This window comes from Streptomyces sp. NBC_00038, from assembly GCF_026343635.1.
In the GTDB taxonomy this organism is placed as follows: Bacteria; Actinomycetota; Actinomycetes; order Streptomycetales; family Streptomycetaceae; genus Streptomyces.
Window position 1 is genome coordinate 2,743,294 of the sequence record NZ_JAPELQ010000001.1, and the last position, 21,589, is coordinate 2,764,882.

Genomic DNA, 21,589 nt, shown 5'->3' on the forward strand with positions numbered 1-21,589 from the left:
GCCTACTGCTGTCCGGACGACCTCAGGCAACAGCCTCCGGGCTCCCCCGAGCCGTCGCATCCGGGGTGAGCCGTGCGACGGAAATTCCCCCGGCCCGCCCGGGCCGGGGGACTAAAGTCGAGGCATGGCTTCAGAGGGTGCGGACGTCGACGTCGATGCGGGTGCCGACGCAGATGTCGACAAAGGCGTCGAGAAGGGTGTCGAGAAGAAGGACGCGGGCGACTCGGCCGATGCCGTAGCCGCGGCCAAGGCCGCCGGCCCGGCCGGCGGCGAGAGCGTGCGGGTCGACAGCTGGATCTGGTCCGTGCGTCTGGTCAAGACCCGCTCGATGGGTGCCACCGCCTGCCGGGGCGGGCACGTCCGCGTGAACGGCGAGCGCGTCAAGCCCGCGTACGCCGTGCGCGTCGGCGACGAGGTACGGCTGCGGCACGCGGGCCGGGAGCGGGTCGTCATCGTGAAGCGCGTGATCCGCAAGCGGGTCGGCCCGCCCGTCGCCGCCGAGTGCTTCGTCGACAACAGCCCGCCGCCCCCGCCGCGCGAGGCCATCGCCCCCGCGGGCATCCGCGACCGCGGCGCCGGCCGCCCGACCAAGCGCGACCGCCGCGAGATGGAACGCCTGCGGGGTCTCTCGGGCCCACAGGCCGGATCCGACGGCTCCTGAACCCACGGCCACCGGCGCCCAGGAGAACACCCGAGTCCAGGAACACCACTGGCCGGTACGACGTCGGGGGCGCCCCAGAACCAGCGGGACGCCCTCGACGTCGTACCGGCCGTCGGCCGGCCTGTGGTCACGCCCGTCGTCGCACCAGGCGGAGCAGCTCCGTGGTGTGACTCCGGCGGGCCCACGCGATCAACGCCAGCGGCAGGATCAGGATGAGCGGTGTCGCCACGTACGGACCGTGCAGGACCGTGAGGTTCACGATGAACGCACCGACCATCAGCGCGCTGAGTGACACCGCCGCCACCGAGGACAGCAGCGGGATCAACAGCGCGATACCACCGGCGAGTTCGAGCACGCCGATGATGTACATCCCCGTGCTGCCCCACCCGAGCTTGTCGAAGCCCTCGGCCGCCGACGGGTGCGCGATCAGCTTGGGCAGCGCGCTCGCGAGGGCGAAGAAGAGGCCGAGCGTGATCTGCAGGGCGCCGAGGGAGATCCGGGCGCCGCGGCTGTGGGAGGTTCCGGCGGTGGTGGCGGAGGAGGCGCGGCTGACGGAGGTGACGGGGACGATGGTCTCGGACATCGGGGTCTCCTGTGTGAAGCGGTCGCTGTTGCTTTCACAGAGGTAGACCGGGTGGGTGTCCGGAACTCATCGGCGTGGGAAGGGATTTGATTCGCCCCCTCCGCCCCTGCCCGTTCCCGTCTCCTGGGGGCTCCGCCCCCAGACCCCCGATCGCCCGAAGGGCTCGTCCTCAAACGCCGGACGGGCTGAAACCCCCTCCCCAAGCCGAACAGCTCAGCTCTTCACCGCCCTCACCCACACCCCGTCCTCCGTCAGATACCGGTCCACCTTCAGCCCAGCCTCCCCCAGCGCATCCTCGAACTGCTCCTTCGTCAGCGGTCGTGCCAGGAACGTCTGCGTCCACGTGGCGTCCGGGAACAGGTACTCCGCACGTACCGAGTCGACCCCGTCGCCGACCGGTTCCGCCGACACGACCCGTATGGTGAAGCCGGTGGGGTCGAGTCGCTCACGGGGCACGTTCGTGTGGTAGTCCGCCGCCTCTCGCTGGATCAACACACAGCCGCCCTCCGCGACATGGCCTGCGCATGTCTCCAGCATCCCGCGCCGCACCTCGACGTCCCCGGCGTGCACGAGGAACGACGCGAGCATGACCACGTCGAACGTCTCGTCCAGGTCGAGGCCCTCGATCGGGCTGCATATCGTGCGCGCCCCTCGGACCCGCTCCAGCATCTCGGCCGACTCGTCGACGGCCGTGACGGTGAACCCGCGCTCCAGAAGCGGATGGGTCACCCGCCCCACCCCGCTGCCCAGTTCCAGGATGTGCGCGCCCGCCGGCACGGCCGCGCTGATGATGTCCGGCTCGTCACCGATGGACAGACGCGAATACAGCTCGACCGCGCAGCCGTCCGGAGTGATCGCACCGGGTCCGGTTCCCTCGTACCCCTCACGCATCTCAATCTTCATACCCGTCCAACGGGCGGCCTCCGCACGGCCGTTCCCACCCCGCCATCACTCTTTCGGGTGGATCACAACGCGAACCAGCCGTGCCCCCCGTACCAATGCCCACCCGCCCGCAGATGATCCCCCACCGCCCTCTCGACGCTGTTGCGCCGCGGCAGTCGCTCGACCGGCAGCTCCGGATCACCGAAGACGAAGCCGACGGGCACCCCGTCGTCCGGGGTCGTCTCCTCGTAGGCGACCTCGAAGCGGTCCTGAAAGCGGACGATGTTGGAGTCCGCCGGCAGGTACCGCTTGAGCTGCGGATCGAGCAGCCAGGAGTGGCAGATGGCGACGTCGTAGCGCTCGTCGGGGTAGTGCAGGGCGAAGAACTCCCGTGCCAGGGCGAGCGAACGGTCGCAGGCGGCCGGACTCAAGGGGCCATGGAAGTCGGTGATGTGCAGGCTCAGGCAGTAGTCGCCCGGCCCTGGAGCGGGCCCTCCGCCCGGCCCCGTCACCGCGACGGCCCGCCCCATCCGCTGCCCCAGCCGCGCCCGCTGGAACTGCAACCGGCCCAGCTGGAACAGCTCACCGTGGAAGTGCAGGGAGATCCACCACGGGAACAGCAGCCCAGAGGTACCGAGCCGTCGGTGGTGCACGGCCACATGCCGGCCGAGGTCGGCGAGGGTGTGCCGGGACACGTCGTCCGGGATACCGCGCGAGCGGTGATAGGCGCGCACGAACGGGAGCGCCGCGACAAAGACGTACAGGTGGAAGCAGCGCCCCAGCGCACCGGTCGACGCCGGGAACGGAGGCGGCTCCCACCCCTTGCCGATCTCCCCCATGTCCCGCACGAAGCGGCGGACGCACCGCGCGAGGAGTGTCATCGCCCCCGGGTCCGCCACCAACCGGGCCCGCAGCGCGACGAGTTCGTTGATGTGCTCATGGGCCACGGTCAGGTCGAGCAGGATGTCCGGCAGCTCGTCCGCGTCCGGTAGCAGCGCCTCAACGCCGGGCGCGCCCTCGCTCTCCAGATCCCTCAGCCAGTCGGCGAGCCTCGCGTCCGCCCGCAGCGCCTCCAGCAGCACCTTCGCCTCCCCCGTCGTCCGACCGTCGTCCCGTGGTGAACGTGCACCACGAAGAGTACGTTTTCCGGGTAGGAGTAGTGATCCGGATGCGTACAGGCAGTGAACCGACGACAGCGCGCAGTGCTCTGCGGATGCGTTTCTGGCTGAGCGCCTGGGGCCTGATCTGGGCGACCGCCGGGACCGCCGGATTCGCCCTGGCCGGGCGGCCGGGATGGGCAGCCGCCTGCGGCGTGCTGTGGGTGATTGTCACCGTGGACATGGCCATCGTCCTGCGGCACATCCACCAGGGCCCGCACTACCAGCCGGGCCGCGACATCCCGCCGTACCGCCCACCGGAACAACACCACCCGTGACCGGTTCAGAGCCCGCGAGAGCTACCGGGACCTACGAGTCGAAGCGCGCCGCTTCCAGATACTGCGGCTTCGGATCGAGCGCCGCCGCCAGCCTGAAGTGGCGTTTCGCCTGCTCGGGGCGGAGCTGACGCTCATAGGTGCGGGCGAGCGCGAAGTGCGCGAACGCGTTGTCCGGCTCGCGCTCCAGAACGATCGTGAACTCCAGCTCGGCGGGACGCAGTTGCGCGGCGGCGAAGAAGGCACGCGCGCGCAGCAGCCGCGCGGCCGTGTTCTCCGGATGCGCGTCGATGACTGAATCGAGCAGCTTCACCGCGCCCCGCGGATCGCGGGCGGCGAGCAGCTGCTCGGCGGCGCGGAAGTCGATGACATGCGTCTCCGGAGTACGTCCGGTGGAACCGCTGGTCTCGGGCACGGCTGAGTCCTTCCCTCACTGCACGGGTTCAACGCCCCGATCGGGGGCCCCTATTCCATGGTCATCGTCACTGGGCGCTCATCGTCGTCGTCACTGGGCACTCATCGTTCGTCGCCACAGGACGCCCATCGTCCGTCGCTCTGAGGCGTCCGCCCTCGTCGTCACACCCATCCGCGGCCGCCGGCCTGCGCCGCCCGCCGCCCGCCGTCGGACATCGTCACAGAGCGAGCCGCCCGAGCACCAGGCCCAGCACGATCAGCGCCCCGCCCGCCGCGACGAACGCCCAGTCCGCTCCGGCGCGCTCACTGCCGAGCAGCACCGTCTCGCGCGGGTCGTCGGCGTCGTACGCGAGACGTATGTGACCGCCCTCGGGCAGCGGCTGACGCGGGCTGCGCGGCACCGGCGACACGACCTCCACCACGCGGCCGTCCGCCGTCTCGAACTGCAGCAACGGCCGGTCCAGGCCCGGCTGCGGAGGTTTCACCAACGCCTCGGCGACTTGCCCCGCCGCGCTGATGCGCCGCGTCTGCCGCAGGCCGTACGCCCCCGCCAGCAGCGCCAGCAGGCCGCCCAGAGCGGTCAAGGCCGCGAGTACGACCACTCCCCCACCCCCATTCAGGTCGCCCTGGCCGCTCGCTCCACGAGGTCTGCCCATACCTCCCGTACGCGGCGCTCCAGGTCCTCGAGAGGTACGTCGTTGTCGATGACGACGTCGGCGATCTCCAGGCGCTTGTCGCGGGTGGCCTGGGCGGCCATGCGCGCGCGGGCGTCCTCCTCGGTCATGCCGCGCAGCCGTACGAGACGGTCGAGCTGAGTGCGGGGACTGGCGTCGACGACGATCACGAGGTCGTACAGCGCGGCAAGGCCGTTCTCGGCGAGGAGGGGCACGTCGTGCACGACGACGGCGTCTTCGGAGGCGGCGTTCTCCAGGTCGCGGGAGCGGGCGCCCACCAGGGGGTGCACGATCGAGTTGAGGGTGGCGAGCTTCTCCGGGTCGGCGAAGACGATCGAGCCCAGCTTCGGCCGGTCCAGGCCTCCGTCCGGTGCGAGCACGTCCTCGCCGAAGGCCTCGACGACCGCCGCGAGCCCGGGAGTTCCGGGCGCGACGACCTCACGCGCGATCCTGTCCGCGTCGATCAGCACCGCGCCGTGCTCGACGAGCAGCCGCGAAACCTCGCTCTTGCCGGCGCCGATACCACCGGTCAGGCCCACTTTAAGCATGCCCAGAAGCTTAGGGCCCGCCTCTGACAACGGCCCCTGAGCCCCCGGCGAGGGGTCAGCCCTCGCCTTCCCGCTCCGCCAGGAACCGCTCGAACTCCAGCCCGATCTCGTCGGCCGACGGGATGTCCACCGGTTCGGCGAGCATGTTGCCGCGCGTCTCCGCGCCCGCGGCGGCGTCGTACTGGTGCTCAAGGCCCTGGACGAGGGCCACGAGCTCCTCGTCGCCCTCCTGGATCTGCCGGTCGATCTCGGTCTGCGTGCGGTGCGCCTCGGTGCGCAGGGAGTGCGCGATCGCGGGCAGCACCAGGCCGGTCGCGCCGGTGATCGACTCCAGGACGGTCAGCGCGGCGTCGGGGTACGCGGAGCGGGCGATGTAGTGCGGCACGTGCGCGGCGACGCCCAGGATGTCGTGCCCCGCCTCCATGAGGCGGTACTCGACGAGCGCCTCGGCGCTGCCGGGGACCTGCGCCTCGTCGAAGGGGCTGCGGTGGCCCGGCACCAGGTCGGTGCGGTTGCCGTGCGGCGTGAGGCCCACGGGACGCGTGTGCGGGACGCCCATGGGGATGCCGTGGAAGTTCACGGAGAGGCGTACGCCGAGCCGCTCCACGACCTGCTGGACGGCGGCGGCGAAGCGCTCCCACTCGACGTCCGGCTCGGGGCCGGAGAGCAGCAGGAAGGGCGCGCCGGTGGCGTCCTGTACGAGCCGTACATCAAGGGTCGGCTCTTCGTAGTCGGTCCAGCGGTCGCGCTTGAACGTCAGCAGTGGACGCCTGGCCCTGTAATCAACAAGCCGGTCGTGGTCGAAACGCGCCACAACCTGGTGGGGCAGCGTGTCGAGCAACCGGTCGACGATCTGGTCGCCGGTCTCGCCCGCGTCGATGTATCCGTCGAAGTGGTAGAGCATGACCAGTCCTGCCGACTCCTGGGCGAGCGCCATGTCGACAACAGCCAAGCCCTTCGGCTCCCATGCGTACAAACCCTGCGGATCAAGCACTGTGACCGCTCCTCCTCGTGTTCGTACTGCACAACGTGGTGTGGAGCGCGGGCATTCCCCTCCAGCGCTCCACACGGTCACCTCTTACCGACTTTTCAGCCTCCACGAGCGGCTGGAAAGACGACTGCGAACGGTCACGAACTACTACAGGAGCGTCACGCGGACAGCACGCGCGCGTGGAGCGCGGTGACCGCCTTGCGCGCGGACGTGAACGCGCCATGCTGCCAGGCGTCGGTGTAGCTGAGCCAGTCGCCCGCGAAGTAGACGCGTCCGGTGGGCTCGTTCAGGGGCTTGTAGCGGGCGTCGTCGGGGCCGCCCGGTGTGTCGTGCCAGGCGGCCTCCAGGTGGGGCGTCTGGCGCCAGTGGTGCGAGAAGGAGGACGCGAGTTCGGTGCGGTACTTCTCGCCGTAGATCTTCACGCCCGCGGCCACCGCACGCGTCTCGCGGGCCTTGGGGGTGAGCTTCGCGTACGAGTCCGCGTCGTCGCCGTAGTTGTAGTAGCCGATCATCACGCCCCGCTCGCCGTGGAAGCCGTACGAGGGGTGCCAGATGTGGGTGACGTCCTGGTCGGTCTCGGTGATACCGCCGTAGATTTTGTGGTCCAGCTCCCACCACCGGGAGCGGTACTCGAGCCCGATCTTGCCCGCCGACGAGGGAGTGATCGCCTCCAAGGCGCTCTGCACTCCGGAGCCGAGGTTGTGCGGGATCTTGGCGAGGATGTTGGGCGGCAGGGCGCCGATGCAGTAGTCGGCGTCGATGGACCTGGTGCGGCCGCCCTGGGTGTAAGTGACGGTGACGCCACTCCCCTTGTCGGTGATTTTCGAAACGGCCGCCCCTGTACGGATGCGCCCGGCCCCGATCGCCTTCGTGAGCGCGCGCGGTATCTGGTCCATTCCGCCGACCGGCTGGAACATCAGCATCGCCTGGTCGAACCCGAACTCGAAGGAGAAGTAGCGGCCCACCCCGCTGGCGAAGACCTCGGAGGCGGACTGGACGTCGCCGAGGAGCACGCCGGGGGTTCCGGCGGCCGCCGGGACCGTGGTGTATCCGCGGCGCTCACCGCCCTCGTAAGCCAGCTTGTCGCCCAACTCCCCGAAGTCCTTGAGGAACTCGACGAGCTTCTCCTGGTCGGTGGCGGTCAGCTCCTTGTCGAGAGCACCCTTGTCGGTGGCCTTGGCGAGCAACTCGGAGACATAGCCGTAGACATCGGCCTTCGCGGTCCGGTACCGCATCGGCTTGGTCATGCCGGTCGACTCGTTGTAGATGTACGCGTCCGCGTTCGTGTTGGTGAACACCTCGATGGGGACGCCCAGTTCGCGGCAGTAGTCGAGGGTGACCATCCACTGCGGGAGGCGGGCGGGGCCCGCGTTCATGTACTGGCCCTCGCTGAACCGGGCCTTCTGGGTGTTGCCGTAGAGGTCGGTGGTCGAATCACCGCCGCGGACCGTGAAGTTGCGGCCGCCGGTGCGGTCCCTGGCCTCCAGGACCGTACAGTCGTAGCCGGCCTTGCCCAGTTCGTATGCCGCCGCGAGTCCGGCGATGCCGCCGCCGACGATGACGACCTTGGCGGCGCCGCGCCCGGTGAGGGTGAAGTCGCTCGATTTCAGGGCGCGGAAGGGCTGTTCACGCTCCGCGGCCTGCGCGTTGGGCGCGAGACCGAGGGCTCCCATGGTGGCGAACATCGCGCCCGCACCACCGGTGAGACCCACATTGCGCAGGAACGAACGCCGGCTCGCACCCGGCCCACTCTGAAGTTCTGCCATGGCTCGGCTCCTCTGTCGATCTTGATCGATCAGGGAAGCCTCCCAACGTCCCGTTACGGCACGTCCGTTGCTCGTGTATCCCCCACGTTTCTGCAACCCCGGCGACACAGCGGACACCCGCGCAGGGCAAAGGAAACGCACTGCGGGCCCGCACCCAGAAGGGTGCGGGCCCGCAGTTACTCACCGACCAGCTGGAGCCGGCTCAAGCGATCAGCTCTGGCCTCCGGCCAGCTTCTCGCGGAGGGCGGCCAGGGCCTCGTCCGACGCCAGGGCGCCGGAGGTGTCGTCCGACTCCGAGGAGTACGAACCACCCGTGACGCCCGCGGCAGCACCGGCGGCGGGGGCGGCAGCACCCTCGGCCTCGGCCTGCGCGTCCGCCTCGCGGGACTTGATGACCTGCGCCTGGTGCTGCTCGAAGCGCTGCTGCGCCTCGGCGTACTGGGTCTCCCACACCTCACGCTGGGATTCGAAGCCCTCGAGCCAGTCGTTGGTCTCGGGGTCGAAGCCCTCGGGGTAGATGTAGTTGCCCTGGTCGTCGTACGACGCGGCCATGCCGTACAGCGTCGGGTCGAAGTCGACCGAGGCCGGGTCGGCACCGAAGGCCTCGTTGGCCTGCTTCAGCGAGAGGCTGATGCGACGGCGCTCGAGGTCGATGTCGATGACCTTGACGAAGATCTCGTCGTTGACCTGGACGACCTGCTCCGGGATCTCCACGTGGCGCTCGGCCAGCTCGGAGATGTGGACCAGACCCTCGATGCCCTCGTCCACGCGGACGAACGCGCCGAACGGAACGAGCTTCGTGACCTTACCCGGGACGACCTGACCGATCTGGTGCGTCCGGGCGAACTGCTGCCACGGGTCTTCCTGCGTCGCCTTGAGCGACAGGGAGACACGCTCGCGGTCCATGTCGACGTCGAGGACCTCGACGGTGACTTCCTGGCCGACCTCGACAACCTCGGAGGGGTGGTCGATGTGCTTCCAGGAGAGCTCGGAGACGTGAACCAGACCGTCGACACCACCCAGGTCCACGAACGCACCGAAGTTGACGATCGAGGAGACGACGCCGGAGCGGACCTGACCCTTCTGCAGGGTCGTGAGGAACGTCTGGCGGACCTCGGACTGGGTCTGCTCGAGCCAGGCACGGCGGGACAGGACCACGTTGTTGCGGTTCTTGTCCAGCTCGATGATCTTGGCCTCGAGCTCCTTGCCCACGTACGGCTGGAGGTCGCGGACGCGGCGCATCTCGACGAGGGAGGCCGGCAGGAAGCCACGGAGGCCGATGTCGAGGATGAGACCACCCTTGACGACCTCGATGACGGTACCGGTGACGATGCCGTCTTCTTCCTTGATCTTCTCGATCGTGCCCCAGGCACGCTCGTACTGAGCGCGCTTCTTGGACAGGATCAGGCGGCCTTCCTTGTCCTCCTTCTGGAGGACCAGGGCCTCGATCTCGTCGCCGACGGCGACGACCTCGTTCGGGTCGACGTCGTGCTTGATCGAGAGCTCGCGGCTCGGGATCACGCCTTCGGTCTTGTAACCGATGTCGAGGAGAACCTCGTCCCGGTCAACCTTGACGATGACGCCATCGACGATGTCGCCATCGTTGAAGTACTTGATCGTCTCGTCGATCGCGGCGAGGAATGCTTCCTCGTCACCGATGTCGTTGACCGCAACCTGCGGAGTGGTGGCGGTGGTCTCGGTGCTGCTCGTCATGTGGGAAAGGGCTCCGGTACGGACAGTGAGTCGTAGGTACTGCTTACGCCGGGAGCCCGTTTCGCTCTGCAGAAGGCCGGACAGCCAAGGAAGCGCCGGATCCGGAGGGTGTTTGTGACAAACACCGCCGGTGGCGCCCCGAAAACCGAGGGGTCATACATACAGATGCGAGCGCAACCTGCTACGTCTGAGGTGCGCAGGCCCGCAGCGCAACTTGTAGCATACGGGGGCAGCCGGACAGGGTCAATGCGCGAAGGCGCACACCCGGGGCGGATCGCCGCATACCCGGCACAAGACCTGTCTCACGAGGCCACGCGGGCCGTACTTCGCCCCTGCCGTGACGTTCCCGAGACGGGTTGAGACGGAAGAGTACGACGAGGGAGCCGATCATCCAAGAGCCCGAACCGTTCGAGCCCGAAGCCACCCGACGCGACGCGGATGTCACGGAGAGTTCCCGCGCCAATCGCGGCTGGTGGGACCGGAACGCGGACGAGTACCAGACCGAGCACGGCACCTTCCTCGGAGACGACCGTTTCGTGTGGTGCCCCGAGGGGCTCGACGAGGTGGAGGCCGAGCTGCTCGGCCCGCCGGAGGACCTCAAGGGGAAGGACATCCTGGAGATCGGCGCAGGCGCGGCCCAGTGCTCGCGCTGGCTGGCCGGGCAGGGGGCGCGCCCGGTGGCCCTCGACCTCTCCCACCGCCAGCTCCAGCACGCACTGCGGATCGGCGGAACCGTGCCCCTGGTGGAGGCCGACGCGGGCGCCCTGCCGTTCGCGGACGGCTCCTTCGACCTGGCGTGCTCGGCGTACGGTGCGCTGCCGTTCGTCGCCGACCCGGTGCGCGTGCTGCGCGACGTGCGCCGGGTGCTGCGTCCCGGCGGCCGTTTCGTCTTCTCGGTGACGCACCCGGTCCGCTGGGCCTTCCCCGACGAGCCGGGCCCCGAGGGTCTGTCGGTCGCCTCCTCCTACTTCGACCGCACTCCGTACGTGGAGCAGGACGAGGAGGGCCGCGCGGTGTACGTCGAGCACCACAGGACGATCGGCGACCGCGTCCGCGACATCGTGGCCGGCGGCTTCCGCCTCCTGGACGTCGTCGAGCCGGAGTGGCCCGCGTGGAACACCCAGGAGTGGGGCGGCTGGTCCCCGCTGCGCGGGAATCTGATCCCGGGCACGGCGATCTTCGTCTGCGTACGAGACTGAGCGGGTGATCCGTTACGACGCCCTGGACCTGCTGCCCGTACGCGGCGCGCTGCCCGGCCTGAGCGATTCCCTTCAGGCGCACGGCGCGGCGGTCCTCGTCGCACCGCCCGGTACGGGCAAGACGACCCTCGTGCCCCTGGCGCTGGCCGGACTGCTGGACGAGGGCCCGGTACGCCGTGTCGTCGTCGCGGAGCCGCGCCGTATCGCCGCCCGGGCGGCCGCGCGGCGGATGGCGTGGCTGCTCGGGGAGAAGGTCGGCGAGAGCGTCGGGTACACCGTGCGCGGGGAGCGTGTCGTGGGTCCACGCGCGCGCGTGGAGGTCGTCACGACCGGTGTGCTGCTGCAACGGCTCCAGCGGGACCAGGAGTTGACGGGCGTCGACGTGGTCGTGCTCGACGAGTGCCATGAGCGGCATCTGGACGCCGACACGGTGGCCGCCTTCCTGTTGGACGTGCGGGCGGCCCTCCGCCCGGAGCTGCGGCTGGTGGCCGCGTCCGCGACGACCGACGCCGAGGGGTGGGCCCAGCTGCTGGGCGACGCGCCCGTGGTCGAGGCCGAGGGGGTCTCGTATCCGGTCGAGGTGGTGTGGGCGCCGCCCGTGCGCCCTGTGCGGCCACCCCATGGGATGCGCGTTGACCCGGTACTCCTCACACATGTGGCGTCGCTGGTGCGCCGGGCGCTGGCCGAGTACGAGGGGGACGTCCTGTGTTTCCTCCCCGGGGTGGGTGAGATCGCGCGGGTCGCCGGGCAGTTGGGGGATCTCGGCGGTGTCGAGGTGCTCCAGGTCCATGGCCGGGCGCCGGCCGCCGTGCAGGACGCGGTGCTCTCGGGCGGGGCGGGGCGCCGGGTGGTCCTCGCCACCTCGGTGGCCGAGTCGTCGCTGACGGTTCCGGGGGTCCGGGTGGTCGTCGACTCCGGGCTCGCGCGGGAGCCGCGGGTGGACCACGCGCGCGGTCTGAGCGCGCTGGCGACCGTACGGGCCTCGCAGGCGGCGGGGCGGCAGCGGGCGGGGCGGGCCGGTCGTGAGGCACCGGGGCGGGTGTACCGCTGCTGGTCAGAGGCGGAGGACGTGCGCCTCACCCGCTTCCCCGCGCCCGAGATCAAGGTGGCCGACCTGACGGCGTTCGCTCTGCAGGCGGCCTGTTGGGGCGATCCGGACGCGTCGGGGCTCGCGCTCCTCGACCCGCCGCCGGGCGGCGCGATGGCCGCGGCGCGCACGGTGCTGTCGGCCGTGGGTGCCGTGGACGCCGCGGGGCGGGCGACCGAGCGGGGTGTGCGCATGTCCCGGCTCGGGTTGCATCCGCGACTCGCCCGGGCCCTGCTGGACGCGGCTCCCGTGGTCGGCGCGGACCGCGCCGCCGAGGTGGTCGCCCTCCTGAGCGAGGAGCCGCCACGGGAGTACGGCGACGATCTGGCGGCGGCCTGGCGGGCGGCCCGGCGCGGCGGCGACGCCTACGCGGCCCGCTGGCGCACGGAGTCCCGCCGTCTGCGCACGTCGTCCACGGCCCTCACCGGATCGTCGGCCGGTGCCTCTCAGCCGGGTGCCGGGGACGACCGGGTGGCCGGCCTCGTCGCCGCCCTGGCCTTCCCCGAACGGGTCGCGCGGGCTCGGGGCGGGTCCCACCTCATGGTCTCGGGGACCCGGGCCGAGGTGTCGGAGGGTTCGGGGTTGCGCGGGGCGCCCTGGCTCGCCGTGGCCGTCGCGGACCGGCCCGTCGGCGCCGGGCACGCGCGCGTGCGACTCGCGGCCGTCATCGACGAGGAGACCGCTATGCGGGCCGCGGCGAGCCTGCGCTCCAAGGGCGACGAGGTCCACTGGGCCGACGGCGACGTCGTCGCGCGGCGGGTCGAGCGGCTCGGGGCCGTGGAGCTGGCGGTGCGGCCGATCAAGAACGCCGACGCCGGGCTCGTACGGGACGCGCTTCTTGAAGGGCTGCGGGAGGAGGGGTTCGGCCTGTTGCGGTGGTCGGCGGACGCCGAGGTGCTGCGGCGGCGGCTCGCGTTTCTGCGGCTGCACCTGGGCGACCCCTGGCCCGACGTGTCCGACGACGCGCTGCACGCGCGCGTGGACGAGTGGCTGGAGCCGGAGCTGAGCCGCGCCCGGCGGCGGGCCGATCTGGCGCGGATCGAGGCGGGGCAGGCCTTGAACCGTCTGCTGCCCTGGGCCACCGGGGACGCCGCCCGTCTCGACGAGCTCGCGCCCGAGCGGATCGGGGTACCCAGCGGGTCCAGGATCCGGATCGACTACGCGGACCCCGAACGGCCCGTCCTTGCCGTGAAGTTGCAGGAGATGTTCGGGCTGGCACAGACGCCCCGCGTCGCCGGTGTGCCCGTACTCGTGCATCTGCTCTCGCCCGCGGGGCGGCCCGCGGCCGTCACCGCCGACCTGGCCTCCTTCTGGAGGGACGGCTACAAGGCCGTACGGGCCGAACTGCGCGGGCGCTACCCCAGGCATCCGTGGCCCGAGGACCCGGCGACCGCCGAGCCGACGCGGTACACGAACGCGCGGCTCAGGCGGTGACCGGTTCGGGTTCCACGGCGTCCGTGGGCGCGGGATCGCCGCCGCGGCGGCTCCGTGCCTCCAGGTAGAGGGAGAGCGAGAGGAGTCCCGCGCCGAGGATCAGGAAGCCCCAGGGGAGGTACGTGGTCATCATCAGGACCAGGGTGCGGTTCGACTTGACCAGGTCGACGGTGTACTCGATGTAGTCCTCGCGCATTTTCACGTGCCCGGAGAACGCCGTCACCTTGTCGCGGTCCCCCAGGAGGGTGCCGCCGCGCAGCTCCTCCTGGTGGATCTCCTCGCCGTAGACGGGCGCTCCGGTGACCGGCTCCACCCAGAACTTGCGGACCGTGGTGTACCAGCGGGTGGTGCCCGTCTTGGCGATCGACTCCGGGGTGACGCCCTCCACGGGCAGGATCTTCGGGAACTCGACCTTGGTCCAGGGGATGGTCTGCTCGAAGTAGTAGACGTCTACGCCCCGGAAGTTCTGGGTGCCCTTGTAGTGGATGGGGGCCGAGGTGCGGGTCTGCGCGTCGAAGTACTCGTAGTCCCTTTTCTCCGTGTTGAAGGGCCACTTGAACTCGATGCCCTCGCGGGTGACGGGGTCGCCGTCGACCGACTCGCCGGTGGCGTGGACGGGGTCCTGGCTGTGCGCGTCGAAGATGTAGCGCTCGGGAAGCTTGGAGACCATCTCCCCGTCGGGGCCCTGGACGTAGGAAAGGGAGTCCCAGACGACGACGTCGCGGCCCGCGGTCTTCTCGATCTTCTCGGAGGCTTCGACGTTGCCCTTGAGGGTCTGCACGATGGTGACCTTGGGGACCTTCTTGGCCGTCATGGTGCCGTAGTCGAGGAGGGTCGCGTCCTTCGCCTCCAGGACCATGTCCTGGTACTGGTCGGCGGGGACCTTGGCCAGGCGCGGGAAGGCGTACCAGTGCAGCAGGGGGGACAGTGCCGCGAAGAACACGGCGAAGGCGAGCAGGACCAGGCTGACCTTGCGGCGCATGTCGGCGTCCTCCCTGTGCGCTATGGGTGTTCGGGGACGGTGGTGAGCATCGGCTTCGGCGAGGTCTTGCCCGCCGGTGAGCCCATGGCGGTGATCGTGAACACCAGGGCGAGCGCCACGGCGAGACCGATCGCGGCGGCTGTGAGGGCGCGCATGCGGGGCCTCCCCGAGGGCCGGGAACTGGAACTGATACGTCGTCAGGTCCGGCACCGTAGCAACGGCGGGGCGAGATGAGAACACGTTGCACACACAACGACGAGGGCGCCCCTCCGCCGGAAGCGGAGGGGCGCCCTGACCGTGCGCGTACGGACTACGACGTGGCCGTCGGCTCCGGCTCGGGCTCCGGGGTGGCCGCCGCGGCCACCGTCAGCTCGACCGTGAGCGTCGCGCCGCCCGTGGTGGTGATGCGGAGCAGGAACGTGCCGGTGGTGTCGTCCGCGTACAGCTTCGGGAGCTTCAGCAGACCGTCGGCGTCCGTGGTGAGGTCCGTGAGGGTGCGAACGGTGTTTCCGTCCGCGTCCTTGAAGTACGGGCCCTTGTCGTTCTCGGTGGCGTCGTCCGCCGACTTGATGAGGGTGGCGGTGGCCGCGACCTTGTCCGCGACGGCGCCGTCGTAGGTGGCCTTCACCTCGACCTGGTCCGCGAACTCGCCACCCGGCACGCAGGTCAGTGCGGTGTCGCTGGTGCGCACGAGGGTGTCGGCCTGGCGCGCGGTGACGCTCGCCGTGTAGTCGAGGCCGGTCAGCGTGCGGCCCACGACGGTGGTGCGGACGATGAAGTCGCCGGTCGTCTCTCCCGCCACGAGCGCGGGCGCGGTGGCCGTGCCGGCGCTGTCGGTGACGACCGTGGCGACGGTCTCGCCGCCGGTGAAGGTGGCGTCCGTGGTGTCGCCGACGATCGTGAACCGCACCCGGACCTTGGCGACCGCCGTGCCCGCCTTGGTCTCGGTCCGCACGGCGACGTTCTCGCCGAACGTGTCGCCGGCCGTCGCGGTGAGCTTCCCGGTACCCGCGTCCTCCAGGTGGTCCACCGTCGAGGTGGGGGTGGGAGTGGTGGGCGTCGGGCCGGGCGGGGTCGGGGTGGGCGTCGGACTCGTGGAACCGCCGCCTGTCGCCGGAGTGGTCGGCTTCGGAGTGCTCGGCGTGGTCGGCGTGGTCGGCGTCGGACTCGGACTCGGCGAGGTGGTGGCCCCGTCGGAGTCGTCACTGCGGTTCTCGGGCAGCGTGCCCGTGCCGTCCGGCACCTCGTGGGTGCCCTTGCGGTAGTACTCCAGCCACGACAGGACGGTGTTGAGGTACTCCGTCGAGTTGTTGTAGCTGAGGATCGCGCTGTTGAGGTCGGCCTGGTCGGACAGGTCCCAGCTGAACCGGCACAGGTAGTTGCCCGCCGCGAGCGCCGCGTCGTAGATGTTGTTGGGGTCCTTCTTGCCGTCGCCGTTGCCGTCCTCGCCCGCCCACTCCCAGGTGGACGGGATGAACTGCATCGGGCCGACCGCGCGGTCGTAGGTGCTGTCGCCGTCGTACGCGCCGCCGTCGGTGTCGCTGATGTTCGCGAAGCCGTTGCCGTTGAGGACCGGGCCGAGGATCGGGGTGATCGTGGTGCCGGCGGCGTCGACGTTGCCGCCGCGGGCCTGGCCCGACTCGACCTTGCCGATCGCGGCGAGGAGCTCCCAGGGGAGGTTGCAGCCCGGCTTGGACGCGCTGAGCGAGCCCGCCGCCTTCTTGTAGGCGTCGAGGACGGTCGCGGGTATGCCTGCCTCGGCTTCGCCGGTCGCGGCGGGGGTGCCGATGGTCGGCGTCGGGACGGGGGTGTTCAGGGGCGGAAGGTCCGTGTAGTACGGCGAGTTGCCGGTGGCGCTGCCGTCGCCGTTACCGTCGGGCGTGGACTCGGCGTCGGCGCCGGTGGTCTGTCTGCCCTGGCCGTCGGTGGTCACTCCCGGGGCCTGGGAAGCGGACAGAGCCGCGACAGCGGCCGCGGCCACGGCCGTGGTCATCGCTCCCTTGCGCAGCCTCGTACCGAAATGCGCCACCATTGAGTGAGTCCCTCCCATGGACAACCGCTTACGCGCCTTCTTGCCGTGCCCTTTGCACCTGTGCGCTTGCTTCTGGTGCGTTTTCTTCTGGTGCGTTTTCTTCTGCGTTTTCCGCCGGCATTCCACCGCGCTCCCCGGCACGGCGACCCAGGTGACCCTACGACAACTCCAGTCGCCCGGGCACCCGTTCGTGCCCGATTTTCACCAGTTGGCCATGTCCGATTGTGCGGTGGGCCACCGACAGGGTGTCCCCCCGAACAGTTCTCATGCGTCCCTCATACTGGACGCCCGCAGGGCGCAGGTGACCGCCGCGACCGACATACCCGGCCAACGTGAGCCGCAGGGGGACGACTTGCCCTTCACTCTCAGCCATGCCGCGGCCGTGCTGCCCGCTGTGCGCGGTGACGGAAGCGGCCGCGGCCGGCTGGTGCCGGCGGTCCTCGTGGCCGGTTCGTTCGCTCCCGACATGACCTATTACGCGGCAAGTGTGCTGTCCGGAGCGATGGAGTTCGGCGCCTTCACCCACTCCTTCACCGGGGTGTTCACCTTCGACGTGCTCGTCGCCTGGGCGCTCGTGGGCGCGTGGCTGGTGCTGCGTGAGCCGCTGGTGGCGCTGCTGCCGCGGGCGCGGCAAAGGCGTGTCGCGGGTCTGCTGCGCTGCGGGGCGGCACGTGGACGTCTGCGTCCGTCGCAGGTGTTGAGGTGGTACGTCTCGGCGGCGCTCGGCGCGCTGACGCATGTCGTGTGGGACGCGTTCACGCATCACGGCCGGTGGGGCGTGGAGCTGCTGCCCTTCCTGGGACGGGAGGCCGGGGGCTCGCCGCTCTACTGGTACGTGCAGTACGGCAGTTCGGCGGTGGCGGCCGTCGTCATCGCGCTCTTCGTGCTCCTCGCAGTGCGGCGGACGCCGTCGGGCGAGCCCGTGGGGGTGCCCGTGCTGTCCGGTTCCGACCGGTGGGCGGCCGGTGCCGTGATCGGGGGTTGCGCACTGGTGGGCGCGGTGCAGCGGGCTTCGCTCTGGATCGCCGGCCGGGGTACCGATGCGAAGCCCTGGGAGTGGATCCCGACGCTGTGCTTCGGCGCGGGCGCCGGGCTCGTGCTCGGCCTCGCGCTGTACGCGGTGGGGGTCAGGTTGTGGCGTCCCGCTCCGGCTCGTCCCAGCCCGGCAGCGGCTCGTACGGAGCCGAGCCGTCCGACTCCTCGCTGATCGCGCTCTCCGGGGTGGGGCTCTGCACCATGCCGCGCCCGTCGGCCAGGCCGCGCTTCTGGTTGAGTCCGCGGTGGACGGCCTGTGCGATGCGCTCGATGGTGCGCACGCCGTACGCCATCGTCGGGTTGTCGTGCGAGAGGACGACGATGCGGTACGTGCGGTCGGGGCCGGTGAACGCGCCGACGCTGTGCACGCGCCAGCCGTGCGTCGCGCGCGGCAGCCAGCCGTTCTTGACGTGGGCCTTCATGCCGCGCGGCATGCCGGCGGGCACGCCCCAGCGCTGGTCCCGGCGGACCTGGCTGAGCAGCTTCAGGCCGTAGGCGCGGGTCTTCAGGAACGAGCGGGAGTTGGTGAGCACGGCGAGCAACCGCATCTGGTCGGCCGCCGTGGTGCGGGTCAGGCCCCAGTAGCCCTTCGGGCCGAGGGCGGTGCCCTTCGTCCCGGCGCGGGCCAGGATGCGGCCCAGGTAGGCGTGGCCGAGGTCGGTCCACAGCCGCAGGGCGGCGGGGTTGTCGGACCTGGTGATCATCGGGCGGACGTTGGCCAGCTCCCAGCCGGTGAGTTTGCGCCCGAGTTCCTCCGCCCTGCGCAGGGCGCCCTCCATGATCACGACCTTGGCGACGCTCGCCGAGTCGTACTGGCGCACGCTCGCAAGAGCGCAGGTCAGGCCGGTGTCGTCGTCGTGCACCGCCACGGAGACGGTGCCCTGGCGGGACGACAGCGCCGCCCGGAGGTCGCGGGACATCCGGGCGGCGAGGTCGGGGTCACGGGTGGAGCGGCAGGCCGCGGGCACCTGCGCGGTGCTCGCGTGCGCGGCGACCGCGGGTATCGGCGCGAGAAGCGCCGAGACGACGGCCGTGGCTATGGCCGTGTGGCGGTTGAGCATGCGTATACCCATGCCCGCATCCTTACGGGCGCCTCGGGCGGGGGGCGCTTTTGCGGGGGCCACGCGGGTGACGCCGGGCGTACCTCAAGGTTCCGGGCGGCTGCCCCCCGGCGGACCCAGGGGTCCGCCCGGTCAAGCTGAACGCGGCCGGCGAAGTCCGGTGCGGTTCGGCAGCGCCCCGAAGGGGCGCGGGGAACTGCGCGACCAGCCCCCACCGGGCCCGCAGCGAACGAACCGCAAACACAGCGGAGCGCCCCGGCTCGCAGTGAACGAACCGCAAACCCAGCGGAGCGCTAGTGCGCAGCCGACTCCCAGTCGCCCCCGGAGCCGACGGACACGTCCAGAGGCGCCCGGAGCTGCACCGCGGACGCCATCTCACGGCGGACCAGTTCCTCAGTCCTGGCGCGCTCGCCGGGAGCGATCTCCAGGACGATTTCGTCGTGGACCTGGAGGAGCATCCGGGACTTGAGATCGGCGTCACGCAGGGCGCTGTCCACCTTGAGCATGGCGATCTTGACGATGTCGGCGGCCGTGCCCTGGATGGGCGCGTTGAGAGCCATCCGCTCAGCCGTCTCACGCCGCTGCCGGTTGTCGCTGTTGAGGTCGGGAAGGTGGCGACGGCGGCCGAACAGGGTCTCCGTGTACCCCGTCGCACGCGCCTCGTCGACAACCCGGCGCAGATAGTCGCGTACGCCGCCGAACCGCTCGAAGTACGTGTCCATCAGCCCGCGTGCCTCGCCCGCGTCGATGTTCAGCTGCTGGGAGAGGCCGAAGGCCGACAGACCGTACGCCAGTCCGTACGACATCGCCTTGATCTTGCGCCGCATCTCCGCGTCGACCGCGGTCCGCTCCACGGAGAACACCTGCGAGGCGACCGTGGTGTGCAGGTCCTCCCCGGAGGTGAACGCCTCCAACAGGCCCTCGTCCTCGGACAGATGGGCCATCACGCGCAGTTCGATCTGGCTGTAGTCCGCGGTCATGAGCGACTCGAAGCCCGCGCCGACCACGAAGCCGCGGCGGATCGCGCGCCCCTCGTCGGTGCGGACCGGGATGTTCTGCAGGTTCGGGTCGGTGGACGACAGGCGGCCTGTGGCGGCCACCGTCTGGTTGAAGGTGGTGTGGATGCGGCCGTCCACCGCGATCGTCTTGATCAGGCCCTCGACCGTCGACCGGAGCCTCGCCTGCTCACGGTGGCGGAGCATGATCACCGGCAGTTCGTGGTCGGTCTGCCCGGCCAGCCAGGCCAGCGCGTCCGCGTCCGTCGTGAAGCCCGTCTTCGTCTTCTTCGTCTTGGGCAGGTCGAGTTCGCCGAAGAAGACCTCCTGGAGCTGCTTGGGCGAGCCGAGGTTGAACTCGTGGCCCACGGAGGCGTGCGCCTCCTTCACGGCCTGCTGCACGGCTGCCGCGAACATCTGCTCCATGGCTTCCAGATGCGTGCGGTCGGCCGCGATGCCGTGCCGCTCCATACGGGCCAGCAGGGCGGACGTCGGCAGCTCCATGTCGCGCAGCAGATCGGCCGCGCCGACCTCTTCCAGCTTCTCGCCGAACGCCTCGCCCAGGTCGAGGATCGTGCGGGCCTGCACCATCAGCGCGTCGGCCTCGGCCTGGTCGTCGGTGCCGAAGGCGAGCTGCCCGTCGGCCGCGGCGGTGGGCCCCAGCTCCCTGCCGAGGTACTCCAGCGACAGTGCGTCGAGGGCGAAGGAACGGCGCCCCGGCTTGACCAGGTACGCGGCGAGCGCGGTGTCCATGGACACGCCCTCGATGGTCCAGCCGTGCTCGGCGAAGACCCGCATCGCGCCCTTGGCGTTGTGCATGACCTTGGGCCTGGCGGGGTCGGCGAGCCACTTCTCGAACGACGTGTCGTCGGCCTCGTCCAGCTGCGTCGGGTCGAACCACACGGCAGCGCCATCGGCGGCGGCGAGCGCGACCTCGGTCACCGAACCCGCGCCGAGCGCCCAGGTGTCGACCGTGGCGAGCCCCAGGACCTCCGTGCCGTGCTCGGCGAGCCACGGCTTCAGCTCGCCCGCGCCCAGCACCGTGCCGTCGAGTTCGACGCCCTCGGCGACCGGCTGCGTCTCCTCGGACTCCTCTGCGCCCGGGTCGACGGCGAGGAGCCGCTCACGCAACGACGGGTTCCGGATCTCCAGGGTGTCCAGGACCATCGCCACGGCCTTGCGGTCGTACGCGGCGCGCTCCAGGTCGGTGACCGTCCTGGGCAGCTCCACGTCCTTCACCATCTCGGTGAGACGGCGGTTGAGCTTCACCGCCTCCAGGTGGTCGCGGAGGTTCTGCCCGGCCTTGCCCTTGACCTCGTCGACACGCTCGACCAGCTCCGCGAACGAACCGAACTGGTTGATCCACTTCGCGGCCGTCTTCTCGCCGACACCGGGGATGCCCGGCAGGTTGTCGGACGGGTCGCCGCGCAGCGCCGCGAAGTCGGGGTACTGCGCCGGCGTCAGCCCGTACTTCTCGAAGACCTTCTCCGGAGTGAAGCGGGTCAGCTCCGAGACGCCCTTCGTCGGGTACAGCACCGTCGTGTGCTCGGAGACCAGCTGGAAGGAGTCGCGGTCGCCGGTGACGATCAGCACATCGAAACCCGCGGCCTCGGCCTGCGTGGCGAGCGTCGCGATGATGTCGTCGGCCTCGAAACCGTCGACCGCGAACCGCTCGGCGTGCATCGCGTCGAGCAGCTCGCCGATCAGCTCGACCTGGCCCTTGAACTCGTCCGGGGTCTTCGACCTGTTCGCCTTGTACTCGGTGAACTCCTCGGAGCGCCACGTCTTGCGGGAGACGTCGAACGCCACCGCGAAGTGCGTGGGCGCCTCGTCGCGCAGCGTGTTCGCCAGCATCGACGCGAAGCCGTAGATCGCGTTCGTCGGCTGGCCCGTCGCCGTCGTGAAGTTCTCCGCGGGCAGCGCGAAGAACGCGCGGTACGCCAGCGAGTGCCCGTCCATGAGCATCAGCCGGGGACGCGTCTCGCCGGAGGTCTTGTCGCTCTTCTTCGATGCTGTTTCTGCCACGACCCCGATCCTGCCACGTGCCACTGACAGTGAGAGCCCTCGCGGTCCGGCACGGTCCTTGTCGGCGCCTCGTGC

At 70.5% G+C, this 21,589-nt stretch carries 19 protein-coding genes; 5 read left to right on the plus strand and 14 right to left on the minus strand.

The window, feature by feature from the left end; all coding sequences use genetic code 11:
• Positions 1-124: 124 nt before the first annotated feature.
• On the plus strand, positions 125-661 hold the full coding sequence (locus OG219_RS12640; protein WP_266825920.1) for an RNA-binding S4 domain-containing protein: 537 nt from the start codon (positions 125-127) through the stop codon (positions 659-661).
• Between the two features lie 127 nt (positions 662-788).
• Here the strand turns inward: OG219_RS12640 and OG219_RS12645 are convergent, their stop codons facing one another.
• From OG219_RS12645 to OG219_RS12655, 3 genes are all read right to left on the minus strand, one after another.
• On the minus strand, positions 789-1,244 hold the full coding sequence (locus OG219_RS12645) for a DoxX family protein (protein ID WP_266825922.1): 456 nt from the start codon (positions 1,242-1,244) through the stop codon (positions 789-791).
• Positions 1,245-1,457: 213 nt separating this feature from the next.
• On the minus strand, positions 1,458-2,135 hold the full coding sequence (locus OG219_RS12650) for a bifunctional 2-polyprenyl-6-hydroxyphenol methylase/3-demethylubiquinol 3-O-methyltransferase UbiG (RefSeq protein ID WP_266825924.1): 678 nt from the start codon (positions 2,133-2,135) through the stop codon (positions 1,458-1,460).
• A 74-nt stretch (positions 2,136-2,209) separates the two neighbouring features.
• On the minus strand, positions 2,210-3,208 hold the full coding sequence (locus OG219_RS12655) for an acyltransferase domain-containing protein (protein ID WP_266825926.1): 999 nt from the start codon (positions 3,206-3,208) through the stop codon (positions 2,210-2,212).
• A gap of 86 nt (positions 3,209-3,294) precedes the next feature.
• Between OG219_RS12655 and OG219_RS12660 the strand changes: the two genes are divergently transcribed.
• Entirely contained in the window at positions 3,295-3,561 is a 267-nt protein-coding gene (locus tag OG219_RS12660) for a DUF6343 family protein (protein ID WP_266825928.1), read from the plus strand.
• 31 nt (positions 3,562-3,592) lie between these two features.
• Here OG219_RS12660 and OG219_RS12665 read toward each other — a convergent pair whose 3' ends face one another.
• From OG219_RS12665 to rpsA, 6 genes are all read right to left on the minus strand, one after another.
• Positions 3,593-3,973 carry a tetratricopeptide repeat protein gene (locus OG219_RS12665; protein ID WP_266465581.1) on the minus strand — a complete coding sequence of 127 codons (381 nt, stop codon included), beginning with the start codon at positions 3,971-3,973 and terminating at the stop codon, positions 3,593-3,595.
• A 217-nt stretch (positions 3,974-4,190) separates the two neighbouring features.
• Complete coding sequence (locus OG219_RS12670) at positions 4,191-4,628, minus strand: DUF3592 domain-containing protein (RefSeq protein ID WP_266825930.1); 438 nt, start codon at positions 4,626-4,628, stop codon at positions 4,191-4,193.
• A complete protein-coding gene (gene coaE, locus OG219_RS12675; protein WP_266825932.1) occupies positions 4,589-5,194 on the minus strand; it encodes a dephospho-CoA kinase in 606 nt (201 codons plus the stop codon). Before coaE ends, OG219_RS12670 begins: the two co-directional genes overlap by 40 nt.
• 55 nt (positions 5,195-5,249) lie before the next feature.
• Positions 5,250-6,188: a PAC2 family protein gene (locus OG219_RS12680; protein WP_266825934.1), complete on the minus strand. Its 939-nt coding sequence runs from the start codon at positions 6,186-6,188 to the stop codon at positions 5,250-5,252.
• Between the two features lie 155 nt (positions 6,189-6,343).
• A complete protein-coding gene (locus tag OG219_RS12685; protein WP_266825936.1) occupies positions 6,344-7,951 on the minus strand; it encodes an FAD-dependent oxidoreductase in 1,608 nt (535 codons plus the stop codon).
• A gap of 210 nt (positions 7,952-8,161) precedes the next feature.
• Complete coding sequence (rpsA, locus tag OG219_RS12690) at positions 8,162-9,664, minus strand: 30S ribosomal protein S1 (RefSeq protein WP_266825938.1); 1,503 nt, start codon at positions 9,662-9,664, stop codon at positions 8,162-8,164.
• A gap of 356 nt (positions 9,665-10,020) precedes the next feature.
• Between rpsA and OG219_RS12695 the strand changes: the two genes are divergently transcribed.
• Positions 10,021-10,863: a class I SAM-dependent methyltransferase gene (locus OG219_RS12695; protein ID WP_266825940.1), complete on the plus strand. Its 843-nt coding sequence runs from the start codon at positions 10,021-10,023 to the stop codon at positions 10,861-10,863.
• 4 nt (positions 10,864-10,867) lie between these two features.
• Positions 10,868-13,384, plus strand: a complete 2,517-nt coding sequence (gene hrpB, locus OG219_RS12700) for an ATP-dependent helicase HrpB (protein WP_266825942.1) — start codon at positions 10,868-10,870, stop codon at positions 13,382-13,384.
• Here the strand turns inward: hrpB and OG219_RS12705 are convergent.
• The 3 genes from OG219_RS12705 to OG219_RS12715 all read right to left on the minus strand — a co-directional run bounded on the left by OG219_RS12705 (position 13,374) and on the right by OG219_RS12715 (position 16,398).
• Complete coding sequence (locus tag OG219_RS12705; RefSeq protein WP_266825944.1) at positions 13,374-14,366, minus strand: DUF3068 domain-containing protein; 993 nt, start codon at positions 14,364-14,366, stop codon at positions 13,374-13,376. The genes hrpB and OG219_RS12705 overlap by 11 nt on opposite strands.
• Before the next feature lie 20 nt (positions 14,367-14,386).
• Complete coding sequence (locus OG219_RS12710; protein WP_266825946.1) at positions 14,387-14,521, minus strand: SPW_0924 family protein; 135 nt, start codon at positions 14,519-14,521, stop codon at positions 14,387-14,389.
• A gap of 155 nt (positions 14,522-14,676) precedes the next feature.
• Positions 14,677-16,398 (minus strand): lytic transglycosylase domain-containing protein, encoded by a 1,722-nt coding sequence (locus tag OG219_RS12715; protein ID WP_266825948.1) that lies wholly within the window; start codon positions 16,396-16,398, stop codon positions 14,677-14,679.
• Positions 16,399-16,750: 352 nt separating this feature from the next.
• Between OG219_RS12715 and OG219_RS12720 the strand changes: the two genes are divergently transcribed.
• Positions 16,751-17,605 carry a DUF4184 family protein gene (locus tag OG219_RS12720; protein ID WP_266825950.1) on the plus strand — a complete coding sequence of 285 codons (855 nt, stop codon included), beginning with the start codon at positions 16,751-16,753 and terminating at the stop codon, positions 17,603-17,605.
• Here OG219_RS12720 and OG219_RS12725 read toward each other — a convergent pair.
• Positions 17,526-18,506 carry a serine hydrolase gene (locus OG219_RS12725; RefSeq protein WP_266825952.1) on the minus strand — a complete coding sequence of 327 codons (981 nt, stop codon included), beginning with the start codon at positions 18,504-18,506 and terminating at the stop codon, positions 17,526-17,528. The genes OG219_RS12720 and OG219_RS12725 overlap by 80 nt on opposite strands.
• 281 nt (positions 18,507-18,787) lie before the next feature.
• Entirely contained in the window at positions 18,788-21,514 is a 2,727-nt protein-coding gene (polA, locus tag OG219_RS12730) for a DNA polymerase I (RefSeq protein WP_266825954.1), read from the minus strand.
• Between the last annotated feature and the right edge of the window lie 75 nt (positions 21,515-21,589).

Excerpts from the sequence above, each read along its gene's own strand:
- OG219_RS12640 (WP_266825920.1), top strand. The coding sequence starts at position 125 with ATGGCTTCAGAGGGTGCGGACGTCGACGTCGATGCGGGTGCCGACGCA.
- OG219_RS12645 (WP_266825922.1), bottom strand. The coding sequence starts at position 1,244 with ATGTCCGAGACCATCGTCCCCGTCACCTCCGTCAGCCGCGCCTCCTCC.
- OG219_RS12650 (WP_266825924.1), bottom strand. The coding sequence starts at position 2,135 with ATGCGTGAGGGGTACGAGGGAACCGGACCCGGTGCGATCACTCCGGAC.
- OG219_RS12660 (WP_266825928.1), top strand. The coding sequence starts at position 3,295 with ATGCGTACAGGCAGTGAACCGACGACAGCGCGCAGTGCTCTGCGGATG.
- OG219_RS12670 (WP_266825930.1), bottom strand. The coding sequence starts at position 4,628 with ATGGGCAGACCTCGTGGAGCGAGCGGCCAGGGCGACCTGAATGGGGGT.
- coaE (WP_266825932.1), bottom strand. The coding sequence starts at position 5,194 with ATGCTTAAAGTGGGCCTGACCGGTGGTATCGGCGCCGGCAAGAGCGAG.
- OG219_RS12685 (WP_266825936.1), bottom strand. The coding sequence starts at position 7,951 with ATGGCAGAACTTCAGAGTGGGCCGGGTGCGAGCCGGCGTTCGTTCCTG.
- rpsA (WP_266825938.1), bottom strand. The coding sequence starts at position 9,664 with ATGACGAGCAGCACCGAGACCACCGCCACCACTCCGCAGGTTGCGGTC.
- OG219_RS12705 (WP_266825944.1), bottom strand. The coding sequence starts at position 14,366 with ATGCGCCGCAAGGTCAGCCTGGTCCTGCTCGCCTTCGCCGTGTTCTTC.
- OG219_RS12710 (WP_266825946.1), bottom strand. The coding sequence starts at position 14,521 with ATGCGCGCCCTCACAGCCGCCGCGATCGGTCTCGCCGTGGCGCTCGCC.
- OG219_RS12715 (WP_266825948.1), bottom strand. The coding sequence starts at position 16,398 with ATGGTGGCGCATTTCGGTACGAGGCTGCGCAAGGGAGCGATGACCACG.
- OG219_RS12725 (WP_266825952.1), bottom strand. The coding sequence starts at position 18,506 with ATGGGTATACGCATGCTCAACCGCCACACGGCCATAGCCACGGCCGTC.